Origin of the sequence: Mangrovibacterium marinum (genome assembly GCF_003046625.1) — a bacterium.
GTDB lineage: Bacteria > Bacteroidota > Bacteroidia > Bacteroidales > Prolixibacteraceae > Mangrovibacterium > Mangrovibacterium marinum.
The window spans coordinates 13,759-37,038 of record NZ_QAAD01000030.1 but is presented as its reverse complement, the minus strand read 5'-3'; the positions used below and the strand labels follow the sequence as shown (position 1 = coordinate 37,038).

The following is a 23,280-nucleotide window of genomic DNA, read 5'->3' as shown; positions in this document are numbered from 1 at the left end:
ATCACTTCACCATTTGCCAGAACAGTTCCCACAGCTGGGCTTGCAACGAAAGTCAGTTCCGGGTCAAGATCACCGTAAGTTTTGCTTTGAGCATCTGCGGTGACTGTAACAGCGAGTTGACCGATTGTCAAATCAGCGCTGGTGTATGTAATGTCGTAGTTGGTGTTTTCAACCGTGTTTTGGTTGATTGCATAAGCTCCGACATCTTCTCCGGCCACGCGAGACAGAACTCCGGTAAATTTAATCACCTCACCATTTGCCAGAACAGTTCCCACAGCTGGGCTTGCAACGAAAGTCAGTTCCGGGTCAAGATCACCGTAAGTTTTGCTTTGAGCATCTGCGGTGACTGTAACAGCGAGTTGACCGATTGTCAAATCAGCGCTGGTGTATGTAATGTCGTAGTTGGTGTTTTCAACCGTGTTTTGGTTGATTGCATAAGCTCCGACATCTTCTCCGGCCACGCGAGACAGAACTCCGGTAAATGAAATTGTTTCACCGTTGGCCAGTGATGTACCGACAGCAGGAACCGAAACAAAAGTGAGAGCTGGGTCAACATCACCGTAAGTTTTGCTTTGAGCATCCGCAGTCACAGTTACAGCCAGCGGGTTGATCGTGAGGTCAGCAGATTCGTAAGTTACATTGTAGTTGTTTTCCTTGTTTGTAGCCCCTTCTGCGATGGTCAGGGAGCCTTTGTTTATTGGGTAAGTTCCGACTGTTTCACCAGAAACGCGTTCCAGAACTCCATCGAATGCGTCCCCGGAAGCGAGGCTTCCAGAAGTAACCTGATAAGTAAGCGGCAGCGGGTCAGCTTCGCCGTAAACTTTTGTTTGCCCGGCATCGGCAGTGATCGTAATCGGCCGTTTTTCAATCACTAGCGTCACCTCCGTCCGTCCATCACTTAAGCACCCGGTCATCGTAGTTCTCGCTTCGGCCCAGGCGGTATGGGTTCCTGCATTGGTACCGGTAGGAGCTGTGGTGGTTGTTGAACCGGTTTCAGTGGTGTACCAATCTATTTCGTATCCGGATGGCACGGTTGCAGATGCAGAATGTGAAGTGCCATCGTAAGTAACGGTGACATTGTTTGCCGTTGGCACTTCAGGCAGAGGTAATACGCTAATGGATTTGTTGGCAGATTTCGAACAACCATCATTGCTGGTCACCGTGTAATGAATTCCAGTGCTCAACGTACCCTCGGCTATGCCAGTAACCAAGCCTGTTGACGGATTTACAGTAGCAATGGAAGGATCGTCACTACTCCATGTTCCGCCGGGTGTGGAACAGGATAGTTGCACCGTTGATCCTACGCAAATATCTGTTGAACCATCGGCCGAAATGGCTGCTACTTCAGGAAGAGGATATACAATGTATTCCAGCTCATTGGAGATTGCAGAACATTCCACACCATTTGAGGTCGACGTAGCTACTCTTCGGTAAAAAGTTGTTTGCGAAATTTCCGGAATATTAAAACTTGAACTGGTAGCGCTTGTGATTTCGTCCCAGCTTGATTCATCTAGACTCATTTCCCATTGGTAAGTGATTGTTCCGGATCCGCTGGCTTCAGTTGAACCGCTAGCAATGGTTCCGGCAGCATTGGGATTAAGTGATCCGCAGCCTGGTCCCGGGTTGGTTGCTCCTTTGGCAATGCTTCCCGGATCGATTGTATTTTCAGTCAGCACAGCACTCCCATTCATATTATTGGTGCATCCACCTGCAACACGGGAAGCCACAACAGTATAGGTTCCTGCGGGTTGAATCCCAAAACTAATTGCCGAGCCTGTACCTGCTACTGGTGACCCTACTGCTATTGTCCCATCAAGATAAAGTTGGTAAGTTACTCCGGTTTCTGACTTGTTTAAGCCAACTGCCAGACCGGCATCGTCCGTACAATAGGCACCGGTGCCGGTTACCATATAAGCAGTCGGGGGAGCACAACCGCTAACAATAAGGGTTGCATTAGCAGGATCACTACCATTATCATCAACTATCGTGAATGCATAAGTGCCCTCAGTCACTGTATTAGCGACAGTGAGCGTTAGCACTGAACTTCGTGTCACGTTTCGTTCTCCAGGGAATGACAAAGGATTGGGTGAAAAAACAGCCGTTGCACCTACTGGCAGATTGTTAGTGCTTAGGGTTGAGGTAAATGCGTTTTTCGCTCCATCCCGGGTAGCATCAACAACATAAGTCACATCGCCACCAATTCCTGAATAAACATCGCCTGTTTGTGTTCCAACAATAAAAGTAACAGCATTTCCATCCGTGAACGTTGTCTCGGCAAACAAGCCAGTTGTTGTTCCGGTGGCAGTCATCCAAAAGGTGGTGCCCAGTTCTTCGTCAAACACAAACCATTCGTCGTAAATGTCGCCGTTGGCATCGGGGTAAAGGTACCAGGGATCGTGGGTGTGATCGGGGATGTTGGGTTCAATGTGCGTGAGGTTAATCAAAACACTCTCATCGTTTTCCCAGCCCGAGCCGGTAATCACAACCCACTCGCCGGGATAATAGTCGTCTTTGTCGGTGAAGATGCTTACTTCCTGGGCAAAGCCGGCAGGCAGGAACATCGCCATAAAAGCGATAAGCATAAAAAGTTTCCGTACAATTCTCAGAGGTAGAGTTTTTGCGTTCATAAGCCTTTCGTTTTGGTTTGTATGTTTTTTTAATCAAGTCTTCCTTGTGGCAGATTTTATATTGAACAGAAGGGGGGGGAATAAAAGAGATACTTTCGTAGTCCGTTAATTTTAGTCAGCTCGTACCTGCTTTTCGAGAAGCAGTTGTTCAATCACTCTGATTTAAAGGGGGGAGCTAGCCTCAGCAATAGCTTATAAATCGAAGTTAAGATCATCCGGTTTATCTGAATGTTTGAAATGGTATGAAAAAGGAATACACCGAATCATTTCAATTTCAAAATTCCGAGAAAAAAAGTTAGGGCTATTTCAGGCGAAAGTCAATGCGGAAAAAGAGTGTTCGCCCGAAAGCTGCTCCTTTTTGTTATTTGATCTATCAAAAGACTATTTTGAATAAGCGAAAGAAGTTGTTGGATGAACAAAGGTGTAGCGGTTGCAGGCTCTTCGCAGTTGGGTGGTATAAAGCGAATAAAAGGGGACTGGATAAATTCAGTCCCCCTTTCTCTCTCTGTTGTCGAACTCAGAAAAGAAACTATTTCTGATAAATCAATGTTCCTGTAAAGATTTCATCTCCGATAATACAACGATAATGGTATGCGCCCGAGGTTTTTCCTTGCGGAACGAACTCAGCGACCTTGAGTGCATTGCCTTCGATCATTTCATCGAAGACAGTTTTAATCATTCGGCCGTGCATATCGTAGAGATCGATTCGTACCTGTGCCGCTTCCGGCGAAACAAATTCGAAACGAACCTTCTCGCTAAACGGGTTCGGGTAAACCTGCAGGTCGGCAGACTCAACCGTGAAACTGACCGCTGCTTCTTTATTGTTTTTCTTTGGATTTGAAAGTGTTGCCGTACAATTACAGGTATTTCCGTCATCATCCGTTACGTCGAATGTGTATGTACCAGCACTCAGAGCACCAAAGCTTACATTTTCTCCCTCTAGAACGTCAGGCTCGCAGTCGCTTCCCAGGCAGACTTCGTAAGGAGCTGTACCGCCCGATACGGTAACTGTAACTACACCATCGCTGCCCTTGAAGGTTCCTATTTCGGTAGTTACTTCGGCTGTACAGTTCAAGTCTGTTGTTGGTGGAGGAGTTGGTTGGTCACCCACCTTGTGTATATCCAACCACGTGCCATCTTCGAACCAGACACGGATGGTGTAACCTGAGTTTGCGACTTTATTCACAAAGTCGAAACGCAAGATGGCTTCACCTGTTAGAAGTGTACTGCCATACCAGCCCGAAACATCGGAACTATCGAGAAGGGCTCCGCCTTCTTCCCAAGCATAGTTTCCTTCCCAGATAACTTCGGTGACATTGCCCGTAACAAGCCAAACTTTAACCAGATCGCCGTTACTTTCAGGCCACACAACGGTGATTTCTTCAATCACTTTATCGTCGCCTGTTTTATTCGTTAGCCTGGCGGTCAGTCGCTTACCGAGGGTTGTCAAGTCGGTTAATGTGATACCCGGAATAATGGTCACATTGGCATCATCATCCACTTCTTGCGTTTCATACGAATCCTCCCCGGATGCGTATCCCGTGTTCGGTATATCATACGGAACGGTCACGTTACCACACGATTTGATGTAGCCATTCGCATTGAAGCGGGCGATCGTGAAGAACGCAATCTGCCAGTTGACGTCGACACCTTCAACCGGACCGGCTGATTGTCCCCAACCGTCGGTGAAAGGATCGGAGCAGGAGAGGTGCATCTCGAATGCAGGATCATCGCCTGGTGGGTCAAAAATGAGGTCATTTCGGGTAAGACTGGTAATTATCTGTACTTGATCTGTGATATCTACACCGTCAAGTAACACAGGGCCACCATCAGTTGATCCTTCCAGAACGCTACCGTTCACGAAGACGAAGTAAAAGTCGTCACCGGCACCTGTATCGTTAGGCGAATCGCCATCTAAGAATGGTGCCGTTAGATATTCAACCTCGATCGTTACTGACTCACCGGCCGGGATTTGAACAGTACAATCCAGGTATGGACCATCCCATGTGGCAGTACCAATACCAGGATCCAGCACATTAACACCGGTAATTTCAAGTGAACTATGTACGGTATCTTTCACCAAAACATCAACTGCGTCAGATGGTCCAGCATTGCTCACGACTAAAGTAAAGGTCTGGAATGTACCTTGAGGTACCTGTACCTCTGCCGGAACGAATTCCTTGACAATTGATAGGTCGATGACCACCTTAATATCTATCGTATCGTCATCTTCGTCACCGACGCTAATGGTATTGTCGTCCGTGGCAATAGCATTCACTGTGGCGGAATTCGGTACATTATATTCATCGTTGAGACGTCCTTCAACTCCATCTGCCTCTTCAACATCCGAAGCAACTTGGAAGGTAACAGTAATAGTCTCTGAAGCGCCCGGAGCCAGTAATGGTATTAGCCACTCAACTGTTTGAGCATCTCCATCGGTATCGGCATCTGTGCCAGCGGTACCGGAAATACTTGTCACGGTGAGGCGGTCATCAACATCGTCGTAAATGGCAACATTGCTCAGTGGTGCAGAACCATCGTTGGTTACAACCAGCGTGAAAGAGCTACCTGCGCCACCTGCGATCACGTTGTCAGCAGCAAACGTTTTTACAATGTCGATTGATGCTACCAGGATTGTTTGGTCACACGAACTGGAGTTGTCACAATCATCGGTAGCTGTCCATGTACGGGTGATTGTTGCTGTGGCTGCACAACCTGGTGTTGTACTTGTAGCATCCAGGTACGTGATATCTACACTAGCATCACAATTGTCCGTAGCTGTTGCCTTTCCAGTATTTTCCGGACTTGTGTCACCTTCGCAATTGACAACTGCAAGCGGAGGGCAGGTTATCACCGGTGGAGTATTGTCATTGATAACAATGTTGACAGTCACTTCCGCTGAGTTGTTGCAGACATCCGTTGCAGTGAACTTCACGGGGTATGTTCCGTTCAGGCAATCACCTGTCGGAGCAGAGTAGTTATTATCTATTGTTACGAGTCCACCGCAGTTGTCGCTGGCGGCAGCACTGGCCAGCCAGGTATCAATTGCGTCCTGGTCGAAGCAGGTCAGCTCAAGCTGGGCCGGAGTTGTAGTGAACACAGGAGCTACGTCGTCATTGATAACAATGTTGACAGTCACTTCCGCTGAGTTGTTGCAGACATCCGTTGCAGTGAACTTCACGGGGTATGTTCCGTTCAGGCAATCACCTGTCGGAGCAGAGTAGTCATTATCTATTGTTACGAGTCCACCGCAGTTGTCGCTGGCGGCAGCACTTGCCAGCCATGTATCAATTGCGTCCTGGTCGAAGCAGGTCAGCTCAAGCTGGGCCGGAGTTGTAGTGAACACAGGAGCTACGTCGTCATTGATAACAATGTTGACAGTCACTTCCGCTGAGTTGTTGCATACATCCGTTGCAGTGAACTTCACGGGGTATGTTCCGTTCAGGCAATCACCTGTCGGAGCAGAGTAGTTATTATCTATTGTTACGAGTCCACCGCAGTTGTCGCTGGCGGCAGCACTTGCGAGCCAGGTATCAATTGCGTCCTGGTCGAAGCAGGTCAGCTCAAGCTGGGCCGGAGTTGTAGTGAACATAGGAGCAAGGTTGTCATTAACCGTATAAGTATACGTCCATTCGTGGCTATATTCACAATCTTCATAAGTCCAGGTGTATACTCTTGTTCCGGAACAGACTAGTGGATCAGGTGTGTCAACAATTGTAGGACCGGATGGAACAATTGGACTGCCTAAATGATCGTTAACCGTTGGAGGGGTGGGCTGGGTAGCATCAGACAAACAACTAACAGTTGATTCTCCATTAGCAGGTAGTGTAAAATCAGGACAATTATAAACTCCCGTTGGCTCATAATACTGATCGTTTGAGGAATTTGTATCATCGCTGATGGTTATGAAGGCCACATGGTTACATAAATCAACTCCTGTAATACAACTAGTGGAGCTACCGTCTCCTCCTGTGCCTGTAGCCGGGGAATCATTATTAACAGCTACGCTTACGGTGTAAGTCACCGAGGCGCCGGGCGCTAATGCACCAACGTTCCATTGTACAGCTCCATCCGGTATTAAATCCCCAGAATCTGTGTTGATATAACCACCGTCAGAAGCAGATACAAAGGTTACATTTGGATCCAACACATCATACACAACCACACTGTTAGCAACAGAGGGACCAGCATTGGATGCTGTTATTTCGTAGGTTAGCGTTTCTCCAACTAAAATTGGATCAATATCATCTGTTTTGGTAACGGACAAATCCACATCAGCATTGAAGAAATCACTTGGCTTTAGTAACGGTACCGTTTGATTACCAGTCGAGATCGCATCGCCGTTAACAAGTGTAATTGTTCCACTGTTGGAGACATTGATCGTTTGATCAGGCCCGGTAGCTGCAACAATCAGACGGGATTGAACATTTCCTCCAATCCCGGCGGGGATATCATCATCTAAAACCAACCATGCTTCTACAACAACTTCGTCCCCATATTCAAGACCACTTACAGTGAAGATCCCTATAATCTCGTCGTTTATTAATGACCAGGTGTAAGTATCGACAGTAGCTTGAATGCTACCATCAGTATAAGCACCATCGCCAGTATCTATGAATGCCCTGAATACACCGTAGCCAACATCATCTCCACGGGCGTCATAACCGAAATCACCTCCATTGGTTGTTAATGTGTTCCAGCCGACTACGAAGGTTATTATGCCATTCTCTGGTGTAATATCGCCACTAACTGTAATCTTGATCTCGAAAGGAACGATTTGCCCCAGGGCCATGTCCTCGGGAGCTAAACTTTCTACTTTAACATCAGAAGATCCGTCATTGAACAGTGCAAGTGGAATTACAGCATTGCCATCTCCATATCCTGTTGGCGCTGTGAGATCTGTTGGGTAGGGTATCGCAGGTATGTAGTTGCTAGGATCGGCAGCTGCCAAATTGATGGTGTAAGCACCTCCACCATCCGTAAATGTTGTTGTAGCTGTCAACAGGCTGGATTGCCCGGTTGCAGTAAGCGTAAAGGTAACGCCAAGATCTTCCTGCAAAACTACATACTCACTATTACTAATATCGCCATTCTCGTCCGCAACGGCTGATAAAACAACCGGGTCGGTCACTGGAGGCTCTTTTTCAAGTACCAACAGGACGGTTTCGCCTGGAAGCCAGTTGGTACCTGATATTGTCACAGTTTCCCCAGGAAGGTAGTCTGCTTTATCAGTTGTTACTGTTTGCGCCCAAAGAAATGACGAGCCTGTAAACAAGAAAATCAGAACCAATAAAATGGATCTGACGTGGCAAGTTGGCAAACTTTTATCGTTGCTCTCTTGCGTAAGATCATTTCGAAGGAAGTAAAGTTTTTTCATAAGTCGGATATTTTAGGTTTTACATATTCGTTTTGCCAGATCATAGATATCGGACAATAGGTTGGTGTGGGGAGTATGCAGGAACTAATCACGATTTCAGATAAGTGGATGAAAAAGCAGCTTAAGGCTTTTGCCGTTAAAAGCGGGAGATTTCGTACCTGCTTCGTAAGAAGTAGTTTGATGAGCTAATCCGGCTTTAATCACCATTGTAGCTGTTGTATAGATGATTAAAACCGAATGAAAAGGCCAATTTTCCGGGAATATGAGCGGGTAGAATTCCGTATCTGGTGAACGAAATGTTTACCTTCATTTTTCCTGAAAAAAAAGTTAAGGCGATTAAAAAAGAAAGTCAATCAGGGAAATTACGGAGATGTGTAAAAGCGGACTCTGGTCGCTGGTTGATTGATCAAAAGGCCTTTTGTGGTGAGCTAAACAGCAAATTCAGCGATTAAAAATGTCTTGATGACGAGGTTATTGGCGGTGTTCTATGCGGTTTGTGCCGGTTAGTCTAAATTTGAGATGAAAGTTGATCCTCAAAAACGGGCTGTTAGCAGATAGGATGCTCACGTAGAAAAGAACAAAGATCATAGGTTCGTTACCTTGTCAATCGCCAGTAAGCTCCATTCTCGGAGCATCCCTCAATTTATGCTGAGCAACACACCAAAGGCGCTGAGCAAGCTCGGTTTTATGCTGAGCGACATCGTAATGGCTTCGAGCGATCCTCGTTTTATGCTGAGCAGCACAAGATTTAGTCCGAGCGACCCTCAAAACAGCCGGAGCATTGGTGCCGGATCCTATTTCGTTGCTATTGCCCGGATGATGGCAGCCTTTCCTTGGTGGAACAGACCTACTTCCAGTTCTTTTTCAATTTCTCGGATTTCCAGCGTGGAAAGTTCGGCGAAGTCGTTTGCCAGTTCTTCCTTCGACCAAAGCATATTGATGTCCTTGGGGCCTCCGGTATTGTTGTTGATTTGTGCTTTGGCAAATCCTTCCAGGATGAGTTGCCCGCCCGGCTTCAGGTAGCTCATCAATTTTTGGTGGTAGCCACGGCGGACAGCGGCGGGAATGTGGGTGTAAATCAGGGCTATTGCGTCGAAGCTTTGCAGCGGAAAGTTGGCTTCCTCGAAGGAGGCGAGCAGGTAGTTGATGCGAACTCCTTTGGCCAGTGCCAGACGTTCGGCTTTGGCTTTGCCTTCGGCGCTGGAGTCGAAGGCTGTCACTTCCCAACCCAACCGGGCTGCAAAAACGGCATTGCGACCTTCTCCCTCGCCCGGAAAGAGAATTTTGCCGGCTGGCATGTTCGGAAGTTCTTCCGCGATAAAATCATTTGGTTCGGTACCATATACATAGGTGTCAACGGCATAGCGTTGATCCCAGAAATTGTTGCTCATGTTCGTTTTCAAGTTTTAAGTTTCAAGTTCCAAGTTTCAGGTTCCAGGTTTCAGGTTGGCGCTTGGTTGATTGTTGCGATGTAGAACCGTTGAACGGCTCAATTGTTCGATTTGGTTCTTTGCGAAACCTCTGTAGTAAAATTGAAACGCTAAGGACGCAAAAGGCGCAAAAATTCCCTTTGTCGTCATCCTGATGCAGGTCAGGATCTGTTGCTTTCGTGAAAAAGTGCATAAGTACATGAGTACATCAGTCCATAAGTACCGGAGCAACTGGCGACCGCGACTGAACACTGACGCTGACCGGTTCCTCCCGCGTGGAGCTTGCTGCTAAAAGCTTGGAGCTTATCAGCTACTTCAACGCGTTATACAAAATCTCGATCGGGTGGAGTGCTTCGCGGCCGGTTCCTTCCAGAATGTGGTGGCGGCAGGAGGTTCCCGGTGCGGCGATGATCTCTTGCGGTAAAGCCTCGCGCACGGCCGGGAAAAGCACCATTTCGCCAATTTTCATACTTAGCTCGTAATGTTCTTTTTCGTAGCCAAACGAGCCGGCCATGCCGCAGCAGCCGCTTTGTATTTCGGTGACTTTGTAGTTCGACGGGATCTCGAGCATCCGCCGGGTTGGTGCAGTCGAGGCGATGGCCTTTTGCTGGCAGTGGCCATGCAGTTTAATGTCAACCTTTTTGAGGGTGAAGCGATGTTTGTCGATTTTACCTTTTTCGTCCTGTTGCGCTAAAAACTCGTCGATGAGCAAGCTGTTTTTGGCCAGTTCGCGGGCTTTATCTTTTAAATCGCCTTCGAGCAAATCCGGATATTCATCACGGAAAGTCAGCAGAGCCGAAGGTTCAATCCCGACCAAAGGTGTTTTTTCGGAGATTAAGCCGGCCAGCATTTCCACATTGTTGCGGGCAATTTCCCGGGCTGTTTTCACCAGTCCTTTCGACAGGAAGGTACGGCCACTTTCGCGGTGTTTCGGAATCACCACTTCGTAGCCTAACTTATTGAGCAGTAAAATTGCTTTAATGCCGATGTCACTTTCGTTTTCGTTGGTAAATTCGTCGGCAAACAGATAGACTTTCCCGATGCTTTGGGTGTTCGACTGCGTTGCCTTGTGGTACCATTTCCGGAGGCTTTCCTTCGCCAACTGCGGCACCTGCCGTTCGGGAGCAAAACCAATCAGCTTTTTAAACCAGGCCGCATTGCTCACTTTATTGGTCAGAGGTCTGAATTTGCGCCCCAGCTTGTATAGCCTCGGCATATTTGCGATCAGCTTGGTTCGAAGCGGAATGCCATGTGCCTCGTAATAATGCTGTAAAAATTCGGCTTTAAATTTGGCCATATCTACATTCGACGGGCATTCGGCCTTGCAGGCTTTGCACGAAAGGCACAAGTCCATCACCTGGTAAATCTCTTCGTGATCGAAGGGATTGGCTTTGTCGGAGCGGGTCAGAAATTCGCGCAACACATTGGCGCGTGCCCGGGTGGTTTTATCTTCATCCTTGGTGGCCATGAAGGTGGGGCACATGGTTCCGCCAATCAGCACACTTTTGCGGCAGTCGGCCGATCCGTTGCACCGCTCGATGGCTTGCAACAGATTTTCACCCATGTTGAATTCCATGGTGGTGTTGAAGCTGCGCTGTTGACCAACCAGGAAACGCAGGTTTTCGGTAATGGGTGGTGTGTCGATAATTTTCCCGGGATTGAGGATGTTATCGGGATCCCAGCATTTCTTAAGCTTTTTAATCAGTTTATAGTTGTGCTCGCCCAGCATGAAGGGGATAAACTCGCCGCGCAGGCGGCCGTCGCCATGTTCGCCGCTTAGTGAGCCCCGGTATTTTTTTACCAGTGCCGCAATATCTTTGGCAAGGGTATGGTACAGGTCAACGTCGCTTTGGTCTTTCAGGTTGAGTAAGGGGCGCAGGTGAATTTCGCCGGTGGCGATGTGGGCATATTTTACACAGCTCAGCTGGTGCTTTTCGAGTACCCGGTCCAGTTCGTCCATATAATCGGGCAGATATTCCGGGGCAATGGCGGCATCTTCGATCACCGTTGTGCTGCGCTTGTCGCCGGGGATGTTCGACAGCACGCCCAGTCCGGCGGTTCGCAGGGCCCACACTTTTTTGATATTCTCGTCGTCCTGCACCAGCGGGAAATGATAACCAATGCCTTCGATGCGGCAATCGGCTTCCAGGTCGGCTGCTTTCTGAAGTAGTTGTTCCAGCGTGTCGCAGGCAAACTCAATCATCAGCATGGCTGCCGGTTCGCCCGAGATGAAAAAGCGGTTTTTGCGCTGTTCAATATTTTCGCGCGTGCAGTTCATAATGATGTCGTCCATCAGCTCAATGGCTGTAGGGCCGTGTTTCAGGGCGATCAGGTTGCCGCGGTAGGCTTCTTTTAAACTGGCAAAATGAGCACATACCAGGCCGCGGTGGGAGGGCGGAAGCGGGATGAGGTTCAGCTTCAGTTTGGTTGAAAAAGCCAGGGTTCCCTCGCTGCCGGCCAGCAGTTTGCACAGGTTCAGCTTTTCGCCGTTACCGGTAAACGGATCGGTTTCCAGCAGCACATCGATGGCGTAGCCGTTGTTGCGGCGTTTGACCTTCGGATCGGGAAACTCCCGGCGGATTTGCTGCTGGTTGTGTTCACTGGCCAGTGTTTCGTAAATATTTTGGTAGATCCGGGTCTCCAGCAGACTGTGGTCTCCTTCGCATTTGGCCTGAAATTCTTCGCTTGTCAGGGCTTTGAAGCTGACTGTTGAACCGTCGGAAAGCACACATTCGGCTTCCAGCAGGTGTTCGCGGGCGCTGCCGTATACCAGCGAGTGCAGGCCACAGGAGTTATTGCCCACCATACCGCCTATGCAGCAACGGTTGGCTGTTGATGTTTCGGGCCCGAACTGCAAGCCGTGGGGCGCCAGAAACTGATTCAGTTCAGCCAGGTTAACGCCCGGTTCAACCCAAATCCATCGTTCTTCGGGGTTGAACTCCAGGATTTTGTTCATGTATTTCGAAATGTCGACAACAAGACCCGGCCCGACTACCTGTCCGGCCAGCGAGGTGCCCGCAGCCCGCGGTATGACTGATGTTCCGTTTTCGCGGGCAAACCGGATGATCTCGCGGATGTCGTCGCGGTTTTTGGGTTTGCACACCGCCTGCGGGATCTCCCGGTACGAGGAGGCATCGGTGGCATATATAATTCGTTGTACATTTTCGGTGAACAAATCTCCTGAAAGTTTCGCCTTCAGGTTTTGGTAAGCGTCGTCTTGCTTCATAATATTTAAAGGTAGCGTAGTACAAAGTTAACCATTTAATTGCTGCTTTGCAGGGACAATGTAGGGAGAGCCCGATTTAAAGTTTAAGAAAAATTAATATAGTCCTGACGAACGGGCAAATTCCACCGTTTACAATACAATCGATTGCACAAAGTTCGAATATTTCAACTGAAAATTAGATAAATCAGCCCCTGTTTGCCGTGTAAAACCAATTAAAGTGGCGCTATTGGCTTTGGGCTCTGTATATTTTCCTTATTTTTGCATACATCATATTCAGCCTGAAAAGATCATTGAAAGACTGACCCGTTTTTTTGAGAATGTACCCCTTAGATCTGTTTTTATGAAGCCTAGAACGACTTTTTGAGAAAAGGTTTACCGGGAAGTATTTATTAACTAGGAAGGTATTATAAAATTAGCTCTATACAAATGAAACTACTGGAACGTGTCATTAAAAATGCTCAGGAGTACCAGAAACGAATTGTTCTTCCGGAAGGATCAGAACCTCGTACTCTGCGAGCTGCCGAAATTATTTTAAAAGAAAATATTGCACGGATTATTCTGTTGGGGAGTCCGGCAGAAATTGCCCAGGTGGCCGATGAAATCGGTGTCAACATCAAAGGCGCCGTTATTGTGGACCCCAAAACCGACAGCCGTCGCGAGGCTTATGCCGACAAAATGGTTGAAATCCGTAAGTCGAAAGGTTTAGCCAAAGAAAAGGCTTTGGCCATGTTGAACGATCCGTTGGTGTTTGCACCAATGATGATTAAAGCAGGCGATGCCGACGGCGAAGTTGCCGGTGCTATTAATGCAACTGGCGACGTGCTTCGTCCGGCTTTCCAATTTGTGAAAACCCTGCCCGGAGTAAGCGTGGTGTCGGGAGCGTTCATCATGTTTGTCAACGATCCGCACTTTGGTCACGATGGCATCCTGATGTTTGCCGACTGTGCCGTGATGCCCGATCCGGATGAAAAACAGCTGGCCGAGATTGCGGTGACAACGGCTAAAACCGCCAAAGCCATTGTTGGTATGGAACCGCGCATTGCCATGTTAAGCTTTTCAACCAAAGGAAGTGCCCAACATCCGCTGGTTGACAAAGTGGCCAATGCCACCAAAATTGCCAAAGAGATGGATGGTAGCCTGAAAATTGATGGCGAGATGCAGCTGGATGCTGCCTTGATGCCTGAAGTAGCCAAGCTGAAAGCACCCGACAGCGACGTTGCCGGACGTGCAAACGTGTTGGTTTTCCCGGGATTGGAAGCTGCAAACATTGGCTACAAACTGGTACAACGTCTGGCCGGTGCCGAGGCAATCGGGCCAATTCTGCAAGGAATGGCAGCTCCGATCAACGATTTGTCCAGAGGTTGTTCGGCGAGTGATATTGTAAATTTGGTTGCAATAACCTGTAATCAGGCAGCAGCCTTCGAAAAATAGGAAGATATGGCGAGCGACACTATTTACGAAGCCATCGAAGAGTTTGGCTTAATCAAAAAGGAAAAATCCAAAACCCTGTTTTCGAAAATCGGAATTGTGGGTTGCGGAATTGTTGGTCAAAATATTGCCCGCGTAGCAAGTTTCTACGGCATTGAGGTGGTCTTTATCGAGATCAACGAAGACAAAATTCGCGAAGCTTACCGCAATATTGAGAAGGTGCTCGACCAGCGCATTGAACACTGGGGGCTGACGGCCGGCGAAAAAAGAGCAATTCTTTCGCGCATCAAAGGCTCGTTGGATTATAACGATCTGGCCGGTTGCGACTTTGTTGTTGAAGCAATTCGCGCTGTCGACCGTGGCGGTAAACTGAAAGAACGCAAAGCAATTTTCAAAAAGATTGAGCAGGTTGTGGACGAAGATTGTATCATTGCCACCAACTCAACAACAATTGTGATCACCGAGCTTTCATCGGAACTGAAACACAAAGAGCGCTGCGTGAGCATCCACTTCCTGATTTCTTCTTCCGAGGCAAAAATGGTTGAAGTGGTCAAAGGACTTTACACCACCGACGAGGCCTATGCCAAAGTCTGTAAGTTTGTGCAGATGATTAACCGGAAAGTGATTCCTGTGGAGGAATCGGCCGGCTTGATTGCCGTGCGGATGTTCGTGGTTATGCTGAACGAAGCGTGTGAGATGCTGATGGAAGGCGTTTCATCTATTGAGAATATCGACGAAACCATGCGTGTTGGCTTCGGTATGCGGATCAGTCCGTTTGAAATGGCCGACAAAATGGGATTGGACAAAATCGTGCGTTGGATGGATAACATCTACAACGAATTTGGCGATGTTCGCTATAAACCATCTCCTTACATCAAGCGTTTGGTGCGTGCCAAACAACTGGGAGAAGTTACCGGAAGAGGTTTTTATGATTACGATGAGAACGGAATCCGGATCAAATCAGTAGATCAAAAATGCTAGAAAATCAATTGAAATGAAGGTTTTAGTACTAAACTGCGGAAGTAGTTCAATCAAATATCAGCTTTTCAATATGGCCGATCGCCATGTGATCGCCAAAGGTGGAATTGAAAAGCTTGGAATGAAAGGTTCATTCCTGAAGCACAAAACCGAAAGCGGTCAGTCTGTCGTTTTCGAAGGCGAAATCCTGGATCATAAAGCCGGTGTCGAGTATGTTTTGGGCGTTTTGACAAGCCAGAAGTATGGCTGTCTGAAGACCCTGGACGAGATTGATGCGGTGGGACACCGCGTGGTGCATGGCGGCGAATATTTCAGCTCCAGCGAATTTGTGACCGACGAGGTGATCGATGCGCTGGTGAAATGTACCGACCTGGCCCCCTTGCATAACCCACCCAACATTAAAGGGATTGAGGCGATGGAAGAGTTGATCCCGGGAATCCCTCAGGTTGGGGTGTTCGATACCGCTTTTCACCAAACCATGGACCCCAAAGCTTATATGTATGGTATCCCGCATGTGCTGTATAAAAAATACGGAATCCGTCGTTACGGTTTCCACGGAACCAGCCACCGCTATGTGTCGAAACGCGCCTGCGATGTGGCCGGCCTCGACTACAGCAAGGCGAAGGTGATTTCCTGTCACCTGGGTAACGGAGCCTCAATTGCGGCTGTCGATCACGGAAAGTCGGTTGACACAAGCATGGGCTTTACCCCGCTCGAAGGGCTGATCATGGGAACCCGTGCCGGCGACCTGGACGTGGGTGCCGCCACCTTCATCATGGAAAAAGAGGAAATCGGAATGAAAACCCTGAATACCCTGCTGAACAAACACAGCGGTATGCTGGGCTTAACCGGTATCTCGTCGGATATGCGCGAAATCCGCGAAGCGTCGCTCGAAGGAAACGAGAAAGCCCTGGAAGCACTCGACATCTATTGCTATAAAATTAAAAAGTATATCGGCTCGTATATCGCTGCAATGGGCGGTGTGGATATCGTATTATTCACCGGAGGTATTGGCGAATATGCCACTTATGTGCGCGAAAAAGTTTGTGCCGATATGGACTTCCTGGGGATTGAGCTTGATGCCGACAAAAACCTGGCAGCCTATGGCGACGAAGGGATCATCAGTAAAGAAGATTCACGCGTGAAAGTGATGGTTGTGCCAACCGACGAAGAGCTGATGATTGCTCTGGATACCGAGAAAATCGTAGCTAAGAACGCGAAAGCATAACGGCTTGTCGACTTGAAATAGCGTTGCAATAACGAAAGCGATCATATAAAACAAAAAATCCGATACTCCCGAGTATCGGATTTTTTGTTTTACAGCAGCTTCTGAAGCTGTAAAGTATGCCAAAAGATTGGGATTAATCCGAAATGAAATGTTAACTTGACTAGCAAAAATACAGCGCTATGATGAATAAATTAGATGAACTGCTGAAGGCAGCGCAAACAGGGAAGCGCCGCAGGATGGTGCTTGTCAACGGCGTAGACCAGCATAGCCTTGGGGCAGCTTCGCGGGCTGTTGAGCTGGGCTTGGTTGATGTGTTGGTGACCGGCGATGAAAAACAAATCAGAAGCAGTTGCTCTGCGCTCGGGATTTCCGGCGATCGTTTCGAGCTCATTCCTGCTTCCGGCGAAGAGCAGGCTGCCCGCTTGGCCCTCGAGCTGATTGCCGAGCTGAAGGCCGACTGTTTGATGAAGGGACTTATCAGCACCGATAAATATATGCGTGCACTGTTGAATAAGGACTATGAAATGGTTGGTCCCGAAGGGCTGTTAAGTCATGTTACGGTGTTCGAAAATCCGCATTACCACAAACTGCTTTTTGCGAGCGATGTGGCCATCATTCCCTATCCCGACTTAAAGCAGAAAGCGGTGTTGCTTGGCTATTTGATTCGGACAGCGCAGAAGTTTGGTATCGAAAAGCCCAAGGTGGCCCTGATTGCAGCAACCGAGCAGGTTATTCCATCCATTCCGGCTTGCGTGGATGCGGCTATGCTTGCAAAAATGGCCGACCGCGGCCAAATTCAGGGTGCTTTTGTTGATGGTCCCATGGGCTTGGATGTGGCCATCGATGCCGAGTCGGCAAGCATCAAGAAGGTGCAGTCGGTGGTTGCCGGCGATGCCGACTGTTTGTTATTTCCCAACATCGATGCGGGCAATGTGTTCTATAAAATGAGTACGAAGTTGTGCCAGTCGCAACAGGCCGCCGTGGTGGTGGGCTCTAAAGTTCCGGCTGTATTATCCTCGCGCGGCGACAGTGTGCAAACAAAACTGAACTCAATTGCGCTGGCAGCCCTGCTGAGTTAGGGGGAGAAAAGAAAACAGCTGCTTTGCCCAAACGCCGATTCGCAATTGAATAGAGCCTTCAATTCGTTGCACGCCGGAAAACAATTGGTATAAGATCAAGAAAGAAACAAAACCGGAACCTTAGCCGGTCTGATTAAGTTGATGAATTTAAAGAAAAAACACTACATATTAGCGATTAATCCGGGATCGACATCGACCAAGTTTGCCGTTTACGAAAATGAACGCTGTGTGTTAAATAAAACACTGCGCCATTCGGTCGAAGAACTATCCGTTTATGCCGACATTATTGAGCAGTTTGGCTACCGTAAGGGAATGATCATCGATGCGCTGGTGGAGGCCGGAATCGAGATCGACAGGATCCGGCACATCATTGGTCGCGGAGGCTTAACATATCCGCTTGAGTCGGGGGTGTACCAGGTCGATCAACAAATGCTGGAACATGCCCGGCAGGGTATTTACGGCAAGCATGCCAGTAACCTGGGGCCCATTATCGCCGATTATATTGCCTCGCAAATTCCGGGAGCCCGAGCCTACATTGCCGACCCGGTGGTGACCGACGAGCTGGATCCGCTGGCCCGCATAACTGGGCATCCTAAGTTTGAAAAGCGATCGATCTTTCATGCTTTAAACCAAAAGGCAACAGCTCGTTTGCACGCGCGAAAAACAGGAACTCATTATGAAGATTTGCGCTTGATTGTGGTTCATCTGGGCGGTGGCATTTCGGTTGGCGCACACCTGAACGGACGGGTTGTGGATGTGAACAACGCCCTGGACGGAGACGGGCCTTTTAGTCCCGAGCGCAGTGGCGGCCTTCCGGTGGGACAGCTGATTGACTTGTGCTTCAGCGGGCGATATTCAAAAGATGAAATCTACCGGATGGTGGTGGGCGAGGGGGGCTATGTGGCCTACCTGGGCACCAATAATGCGCTCGATGTTCGTAAAAGAGCCGACGACGGCGATCGGCAGGCGCAGTTTATCGAAGAGGCCTTGACCTACCAGGTGGCCAAGTGTATTGGCGAAATGGCGGCTGTGTTGTCGGGACAGGTGGATGCGATCTTACTCACCGGAGGAATGGCGTACAGCGATCTTCTCGTGGGGAAAATAAAGCAGCGGGTGGCCTTTATAGCCCCCATTTTTGTGTATCCCGGCGAGGATGAGCTGGAAGCCCTGGCCATGAATGCGCTGATGGTGGCACGCGGCGAGCTCGCCTGCAGGAAATATAACCCCCGGATGTAGTTTCACTCTGTGGCTTTAGGGGGCAAGCTACACAGCCCGGACGCGATGACTTCACCCTTCGCCTAAATGTGGGCGATTGGCTTTTGTGGCAGCGAAAAAGTTGTATATTTAGAAATACCATTCCTAACCGTAATCTTTCGTTATGGCCGGCAAGAATCGTTTAAAAAAGGAACTCGGACTGTTTGATGTCTTCTCCATTAGCACGGGAGCCATGTTTAGCTCCGGTTTCTTTCTGCTGCCGGGACTGGCCTCCCAGTTTACCGGTCCTTCTGTTTTTGTGGGCTATTTGTTGGCCGCTATCTTAATTGTTCCCTCCATGTTCAGCATGGCCGAAATTGCAACTGCTTTGCCACGATCCGGTGGTGCGTACTTCTTTCTGGATCGCAGTTTAGGCCCTTTGTTTGGAACTATCGGCGGCTTGGGAACCTATCTGGCCCTGGTCTTTAAAACAGCTTTTGCTCTGGTGGGGATCGGGGCTTATGCCGCCATCTTTTGGGATATCCCCATTAAAACAATTGCCATTGCGGCAACCTTCATTTTTATGGCTTTTAATTTGGTTGGTGCCAAGAAGACCTCCCGGCTGCAGAATTTCTTTGTTGTTTTTCTGCTCATCGTCCTGGTGGTTTTTATTATCGACGGACTATACCGGATTTATTTCTCTCCCCAGGTAGCTGTTCCCGCAGTAAACGAGCATTTCAGTCCCTTTTTAACGCACGGACTGGAGGGATTGATCACCACGGCCGGTTTTGTTTTTGTGTCGTATTTGGGATTGACTAAAATCGCCAGTGTTGCTGAGGAAATCCGAAATCCGGAACGCAATATTCCGTTGGGGATGTTGTTGTCGCTGGTGGTAACAGGGGCAATTTATGTGCTGGGGGTTTTTGTCATGGTTTCGCTGATTGAGCCGACGCAGCTGGCCTCTGATTTGGCGCCGGCAGCAACGGCCGTTAAGCAACTGTTTAAGTGGATTCCCGACCATCTGGGCACCTACCTGATGATTGGCGCCGCGATGGCTGCTTTTGCCTCCACCGGAAATGCCGGCTTATTGTCATCGTCGCGATATCCCTTTGCCATGGGGCGCGACAAGTTGCTGCCGCCGGCTCTGAGTCGTGTGGGAAAACGAGGAAGCCCGTATTTGTCGATTCTGATCACAGCAGCCTTGGTTATTGTTTTCATCCTGGTGTTGAGCGAGGAAGGAATCGCTAAAATGGCCAGTACCTTCAACCTGATTATTTTTATGCTGATCAATTTTGCGGTCATTGTTTTTCGCAAGAGTAACATTCAGTCGTACGACCCCGGTTTTAAGTCGCCCTTGTTTCCATTGATGCAAATTGCCGGTATCCTGATCTCGTTTGTCTTAATTGCCTACATGGGGTGGCCGGCGGTGCTGTTTAGCTTGTTCATCATTTTGGTGGCCGCCTTGTGGTATTATTATTACGCCCGGGCAAAGGTGAAGCGTGAGGGGGCTATTTATCATTGGTTCGCCTTGTTGGGACAGCATCAGCATACCGAGTTGGAGAATGAATTTATGATCATTCTTAAGGAAAAAGGCTTGCGGCAGGGGGATCCTTTCGACGAGACTATCATTAAATCGACCATCTTCCGCCTGGACGAAGGAATGGATTTCGAGACATTGGTTGAAAAGATGTCGGAACAGTTTTCACGCGAACTGGATATCCAACAACAGGAGGTGCAGGATGATTTCCTGACGGCATCAACGATTGATACATCGCTGACCATTGCTGAGGTGGCGGTTTTATTTGCAAAGCTGGAGGAAATAGATGTTCCCACGCTTTATATTGTTTTGGCAGACCAGGGAATCCGTAAACCGGTGACCAAGGGCAACATCAGCGGGGAAGATACCATTAAAGTTTTCTTCTTTTTGGTGAGCCCGGCGGCGGATGTTCGCATGCAGCTGCGGATGTTGTCGCGCATTGTCAGCATTGTTGAGCGCGAGGGTTTTGTGTCGGAAATCTTGGCACACAGCAATCATCGGAAAATTAAGGAGTATCTGTTACAGAACGAACGTTTCATTACCGTACAGCTGCTGCGTGGCACCCTTCAGGCCGAGATGATTGGCAAGCCGCTAAAAGAAATTAAATTTCCGCCCGACGTACTTGTAGCACTGGTTGAACGTAACCAGAAGTCCTTTCCACCACATGGAAATACAGTGCTTGAGGAGCGCGATATCCTGACCATTATCGGCGAACCGACATCTATCTCAAAACTGTTCGAGAGCTATATGACCTATATTTAAATCGGGGCGGTGCGAGCCAGGAATGCTGTGTTGATAGTCGGCATCGGTATTGTAATTCACTCCCGGCTTAAGTTTTTTGTTCGGGCAAAATTCGTAGCGTGCATGGCCGTGTTGTTGGTCTAAAATCCTTATTTTAGAAATTCAAACCAACCAAAAAAACAAACGATGCCTAAACATCACTATCTGGCCTTCGACCTGGGGGCTTCCAGTGGCCGCGCCATCCTGGGGACACTTGCCGGTTCAAAATTGCAGCTGACCGAAATACATCGCTTTGCCAACCAAATGCAACGCGTCAACGGACATTATTTCTGGAATATTTTCAGTCTTTTTCAGGAACTCAAGAAGGGACTGGCGATTTGTGTGAAGGACTTTGGCATTCAGCCCGAATCGGTTGCTGTGGATACCTGGGGGGTCGACTTTGTGCAGCTCGATGCCAACGGAATGATCCTGTCGCTGCCCTATGCCTACCGCGATTCGAGAACTGATACGGCCATGGACGAGCTGTTTAAGCTGATTCCGAGGGAGGAGTTGTACCTCCAAACCGGCATTCAACTGATGCAGTTCAACAGTTTGTTTCAGCTGTTTGCGATGGTAAAGGAGCAAAATCCGCTGCTTGCGGTTACGCGGCAAATTTTGTTTATGCCCGATGCCTTGAACTACCTGTTTTCGGGAGCTGCCCGCACCGAGTTCACTATTGCCAGCACCAGCCAGATGTTGGTTCCCGGAGCCTGTAAGTGGCAGAAGGAGCTAATTGCAAAGGCTGGCATCCCGATCGATCTGCTGGGCGAAATTATTCGTCCGGGGCAGGTAATCGGGCAGCTACAGGCTGATGTGGTTGCAGAAACCGGAAGCCGGCCGATACCGGTGGTGGCCGTTGGTGGGCACGATACGGCATCAGCCATTGCTTCGGTGCCGGCCGATGATAAAAATTTTGCTTACATCAGCTCGGGAACCTGGTCAATATTCGGAATTGAAGTTAGCCAGCCTATCGTTTCCGAGAAGTCGATGGAGCTGAATTTCACCAACGAGGGAGGTGTTGAGGGAACAACCCGCCTGCTGAAAAATATTATGGGTATGTGGCTCATCCAGGAGTGTCGCCGTATTTGGGCTCGTGAATATGAATACAGCTGGCCCGAGATGGTGGACCTGGCCCAAACAGCCGAGCCTTTTAAATTCGTCATCGACCCGGATGATTCGCGTTTTCTGAACCCGGAGAATATGCCCGAAACAATTGTTGCTTACTGTCAGGAGAATGGTCAGGGAAGGCCGCAGAGCCACGCCGAAATTATTCGCTGTATATACGATAGCCTGGCTTTGAAATACCGCAAAACCCTCGACGAAATCCGCCAGCTGAGCGACCAGCAGATCGACCGGATTTATATGATTGGCGGAGGTTGTAATAATGATTTTCTGAACCAACTGACGGCCGACGCCTGCCAACTTCCGGTTTATGCCGGACCAACCGAGGCAACGGCTACCGGTAACATCATGATGCAGGCCAAAGCCCTGGGTCAAGTTGCTTCATTGACGGAAATCCGCCAGGTTGTTCGAAATTCATTTCAACTGAAGGAATTTACGCCCCGAAAGCCGGACGCAAACATCGGGCCTGCAAGTGGTCGATAGGTTCAACAGGTGTCGGGTTGTCGTGGTTGTCATGAGTTGTCGGGTTGTCGTTCCACATCTAATCAAAGGCAGTTATTGTCATGGCGCCTTAGCACCTCTGCGGAGTAAGACTTTCTAAAAAACATTCATGATTCCGGGAATCACCAACAGGAATGAAAGTCTACAATTTTCGACGATGCTGTTGTCGTTGTTTTTAAAAGTTATCGGGTTGTTGTCCAAAACAGCGTCAACGAGCAAGGAGATCTTTCGATCAACGAGGAGAAATTGGGAGCCGGTTGGCCTTTTTTATTAAGACCGGAATCAAACGAAGAGCTTCCTGCAATCCCGGAGGGATGCAATTTGGGTAGCTTTGGTATTTCCGTGGGTAAAATTCCGTCCCGTACGGGACGGGAGAATCTTCGCGCTGCCTTTGGTGCTACCCAAATTGAATGGCTAAAGCCATTGCTGGAAAATGAAAACCCGTCTGGTAGGACAAAGTTCCTTTTTTGATCAAAGTTAGAAGTTAAAAAGGGCAGATTCTGAAATGACTTTCTGATAGTCTGTTGTCGGGATATCATTCCATATCTAATCAAAACCAGTTATTGATACTGCGCCTTAGCACCTCTGCGGAGTAAGACTTTCTAAAAAAAAAGCCGGCGAAGCCTGTCGTATCCGGGCATGGTGATGTTCCCGTTTTTAGCTGAGATTGGTTCAATGAACGGCCGGGAGCGAACTTGGCTGAAAATTTTTTTGAAAAAAAAAGCCCGGAATTGCGATCCGTTTGATTTTGTTTAACCAATCTTACTGTTTGA

The 23,280-nt window shown here is 48.6% G+C and carries 11 protein-coding genes; 7 read left to right on the top strand and 4 right to left on the bottom strand.

What is annotated here, in order from left to right; translation table 11 throughout:
- The 4 genes from C8N47_RS17390 to C8N47_RS17375 form a co-directional block, all read right to left on the bottom strand.
- Positions 1 to 2,627 (bottom strand): MBG domain-containing protein (locus C8N47_RS17390; protein WP_211316202.1); only part of this gene is annotated, 2,627 nt, incomplete at its 3' end.
- Between the two features lie 529 nt (positions 2,628 to 3,156).
- Complete coding sequence (locus tag C8N47_RS17385; RefSeq protein WP_107823851.1) at positions 3,157 to 8,004, bottom strand: HYR-like domain-containing protein; 4,848 nt, start codon at positions 8,002 to 8,004, stop codon at positions 3,157 to 3,159.
- A gap of 794 nt (positions 8,005 to 8,798) precedes the next feature.
- Positions 8,799 to 9,395 (bottom strand): class I SAM-dependent methyltransferase, encoded by a 597-nt coding sequence (locus C8N47_RS17380; RefSeq protein ID WP_107823850.1) that lies wholly within the window; start codon positions 9,393 to 9,395, stop codon positions 8,799 to 8,801.
- A 349-nt stretch (positions 9,396 to 9,744) separates the two neighbouring features.
- Positions 9,745 to 12,660, bottom strand: coding sequence for an FAD-binding and (Fe-S)-binding domain-containing protein (locus tag C8N47_RS17375; protein WP_107823849.1), 2,916 nt, complete (start codon positions 12,658 to 12,660; stop codon positions 9,745 to 9,747).
- A gap of 426 nt (positions 12,661 to 13,086) precedes the next feature.
- Here C8N47_RS17375 and pta point away from each other — a divergent pair, with 426 nt between their 5' ends.
- From pta to rhaB, 7 genes are all read left to right on the top strand, one after another.
- Positions 13,087 to 14,091 (top strand): phosphate acetyltransferase, encoded by a 1,005-nt coding sequence (gene pta / locus C8N47_RS17370; RefSeq protein ID WP_107823848.1) that lies wholly within the window; start codon positions 13,087 to 13,089, stop codon positions 14,089 to 14,091.
- Positions 14,092 to 14,097: 6 nt separating this feature from the next.
- Positions 14,098 to 15,069 carry a 3-hydroxyacyl-CoA dehydrogenase family protein gene (locus C8N47_RS17365; RefSeq protein ID WP_107823847.1) on the top strand — a complete coding sequence of 324 codons (972 nt, stop codon included), beginning with the start codon at positions 14,098 to 14,100 and terminating at the stop codon, positions 15,067 to 15,069.
- Between the two features lie 13 nt (positions 15,070 to 15,082).
- Positions 15,083 to 16,294 (top strand): acetate/propionate family kinase, encoded by a 1,212-nt coding sequence (locus C8N47_RS17360; RefSeq protein ID WP_107823846.1) that lies wholly within the window; start codon positions 15,083 to 15,085, stop codon positions 16,292 to 16,294.
- Between the two features lie 179 nt (positions 16,295 to 16,473).
- Positions 16,474 to 17,373 carry a phosphate acyltransferase gene (locus C8N47_RS17355; protein ID WP_107823845.1) on the top strand — a complete coding sequence of 300 codons (900 nt, stop codon included), beginning with the start codon at positions 16,474 to 16,476 and terminating at the stop codon, positions 17,371 to 17,373.
- A gap of 141 nt (positions 17,374 to 17,514) precedes the next feature.
- The gene (buk, locus tag C8N47_RS17350; RefSeq protein WP_107823844.1) at positions 17,515 to 18,609 is read left to right on the top strand and encodes a butyrate kinase; all 1,095 of its coding nucleotides are present in this window, start codon (positions 17,515 to 17,517) and stop codon (positions 18,607 to 18,609) included.
- Positions 18,610 to 18,751: 142 nt separating this feature from the next.
- Positions 18,752 to 20,866, top strand: coding sequence for an amino acid permease (locus tag C8N47_RS17345; protein ID WP_107823843.1), 2,115 nt, complete (start codon positions 18,752 to 18,754; stop codon positions 20,864 to 20,866).
- 165 nt (positions 20,867 to 21,031) lie between these two features.
- Positions 21,032 to 22,489, top strand: coding sequence for a rhamnulokinase (gene rhaB, locus C8N47_RS17340; protein ID WP_107823842.1), 1,458 nt, complete (start codon positions 21,032 to 21,034; stop codon positions 22,487 to 22,489).
- The last annotated feature ends 791 nt before the right edge of the window (positions 22,490 to 23,280 follow it).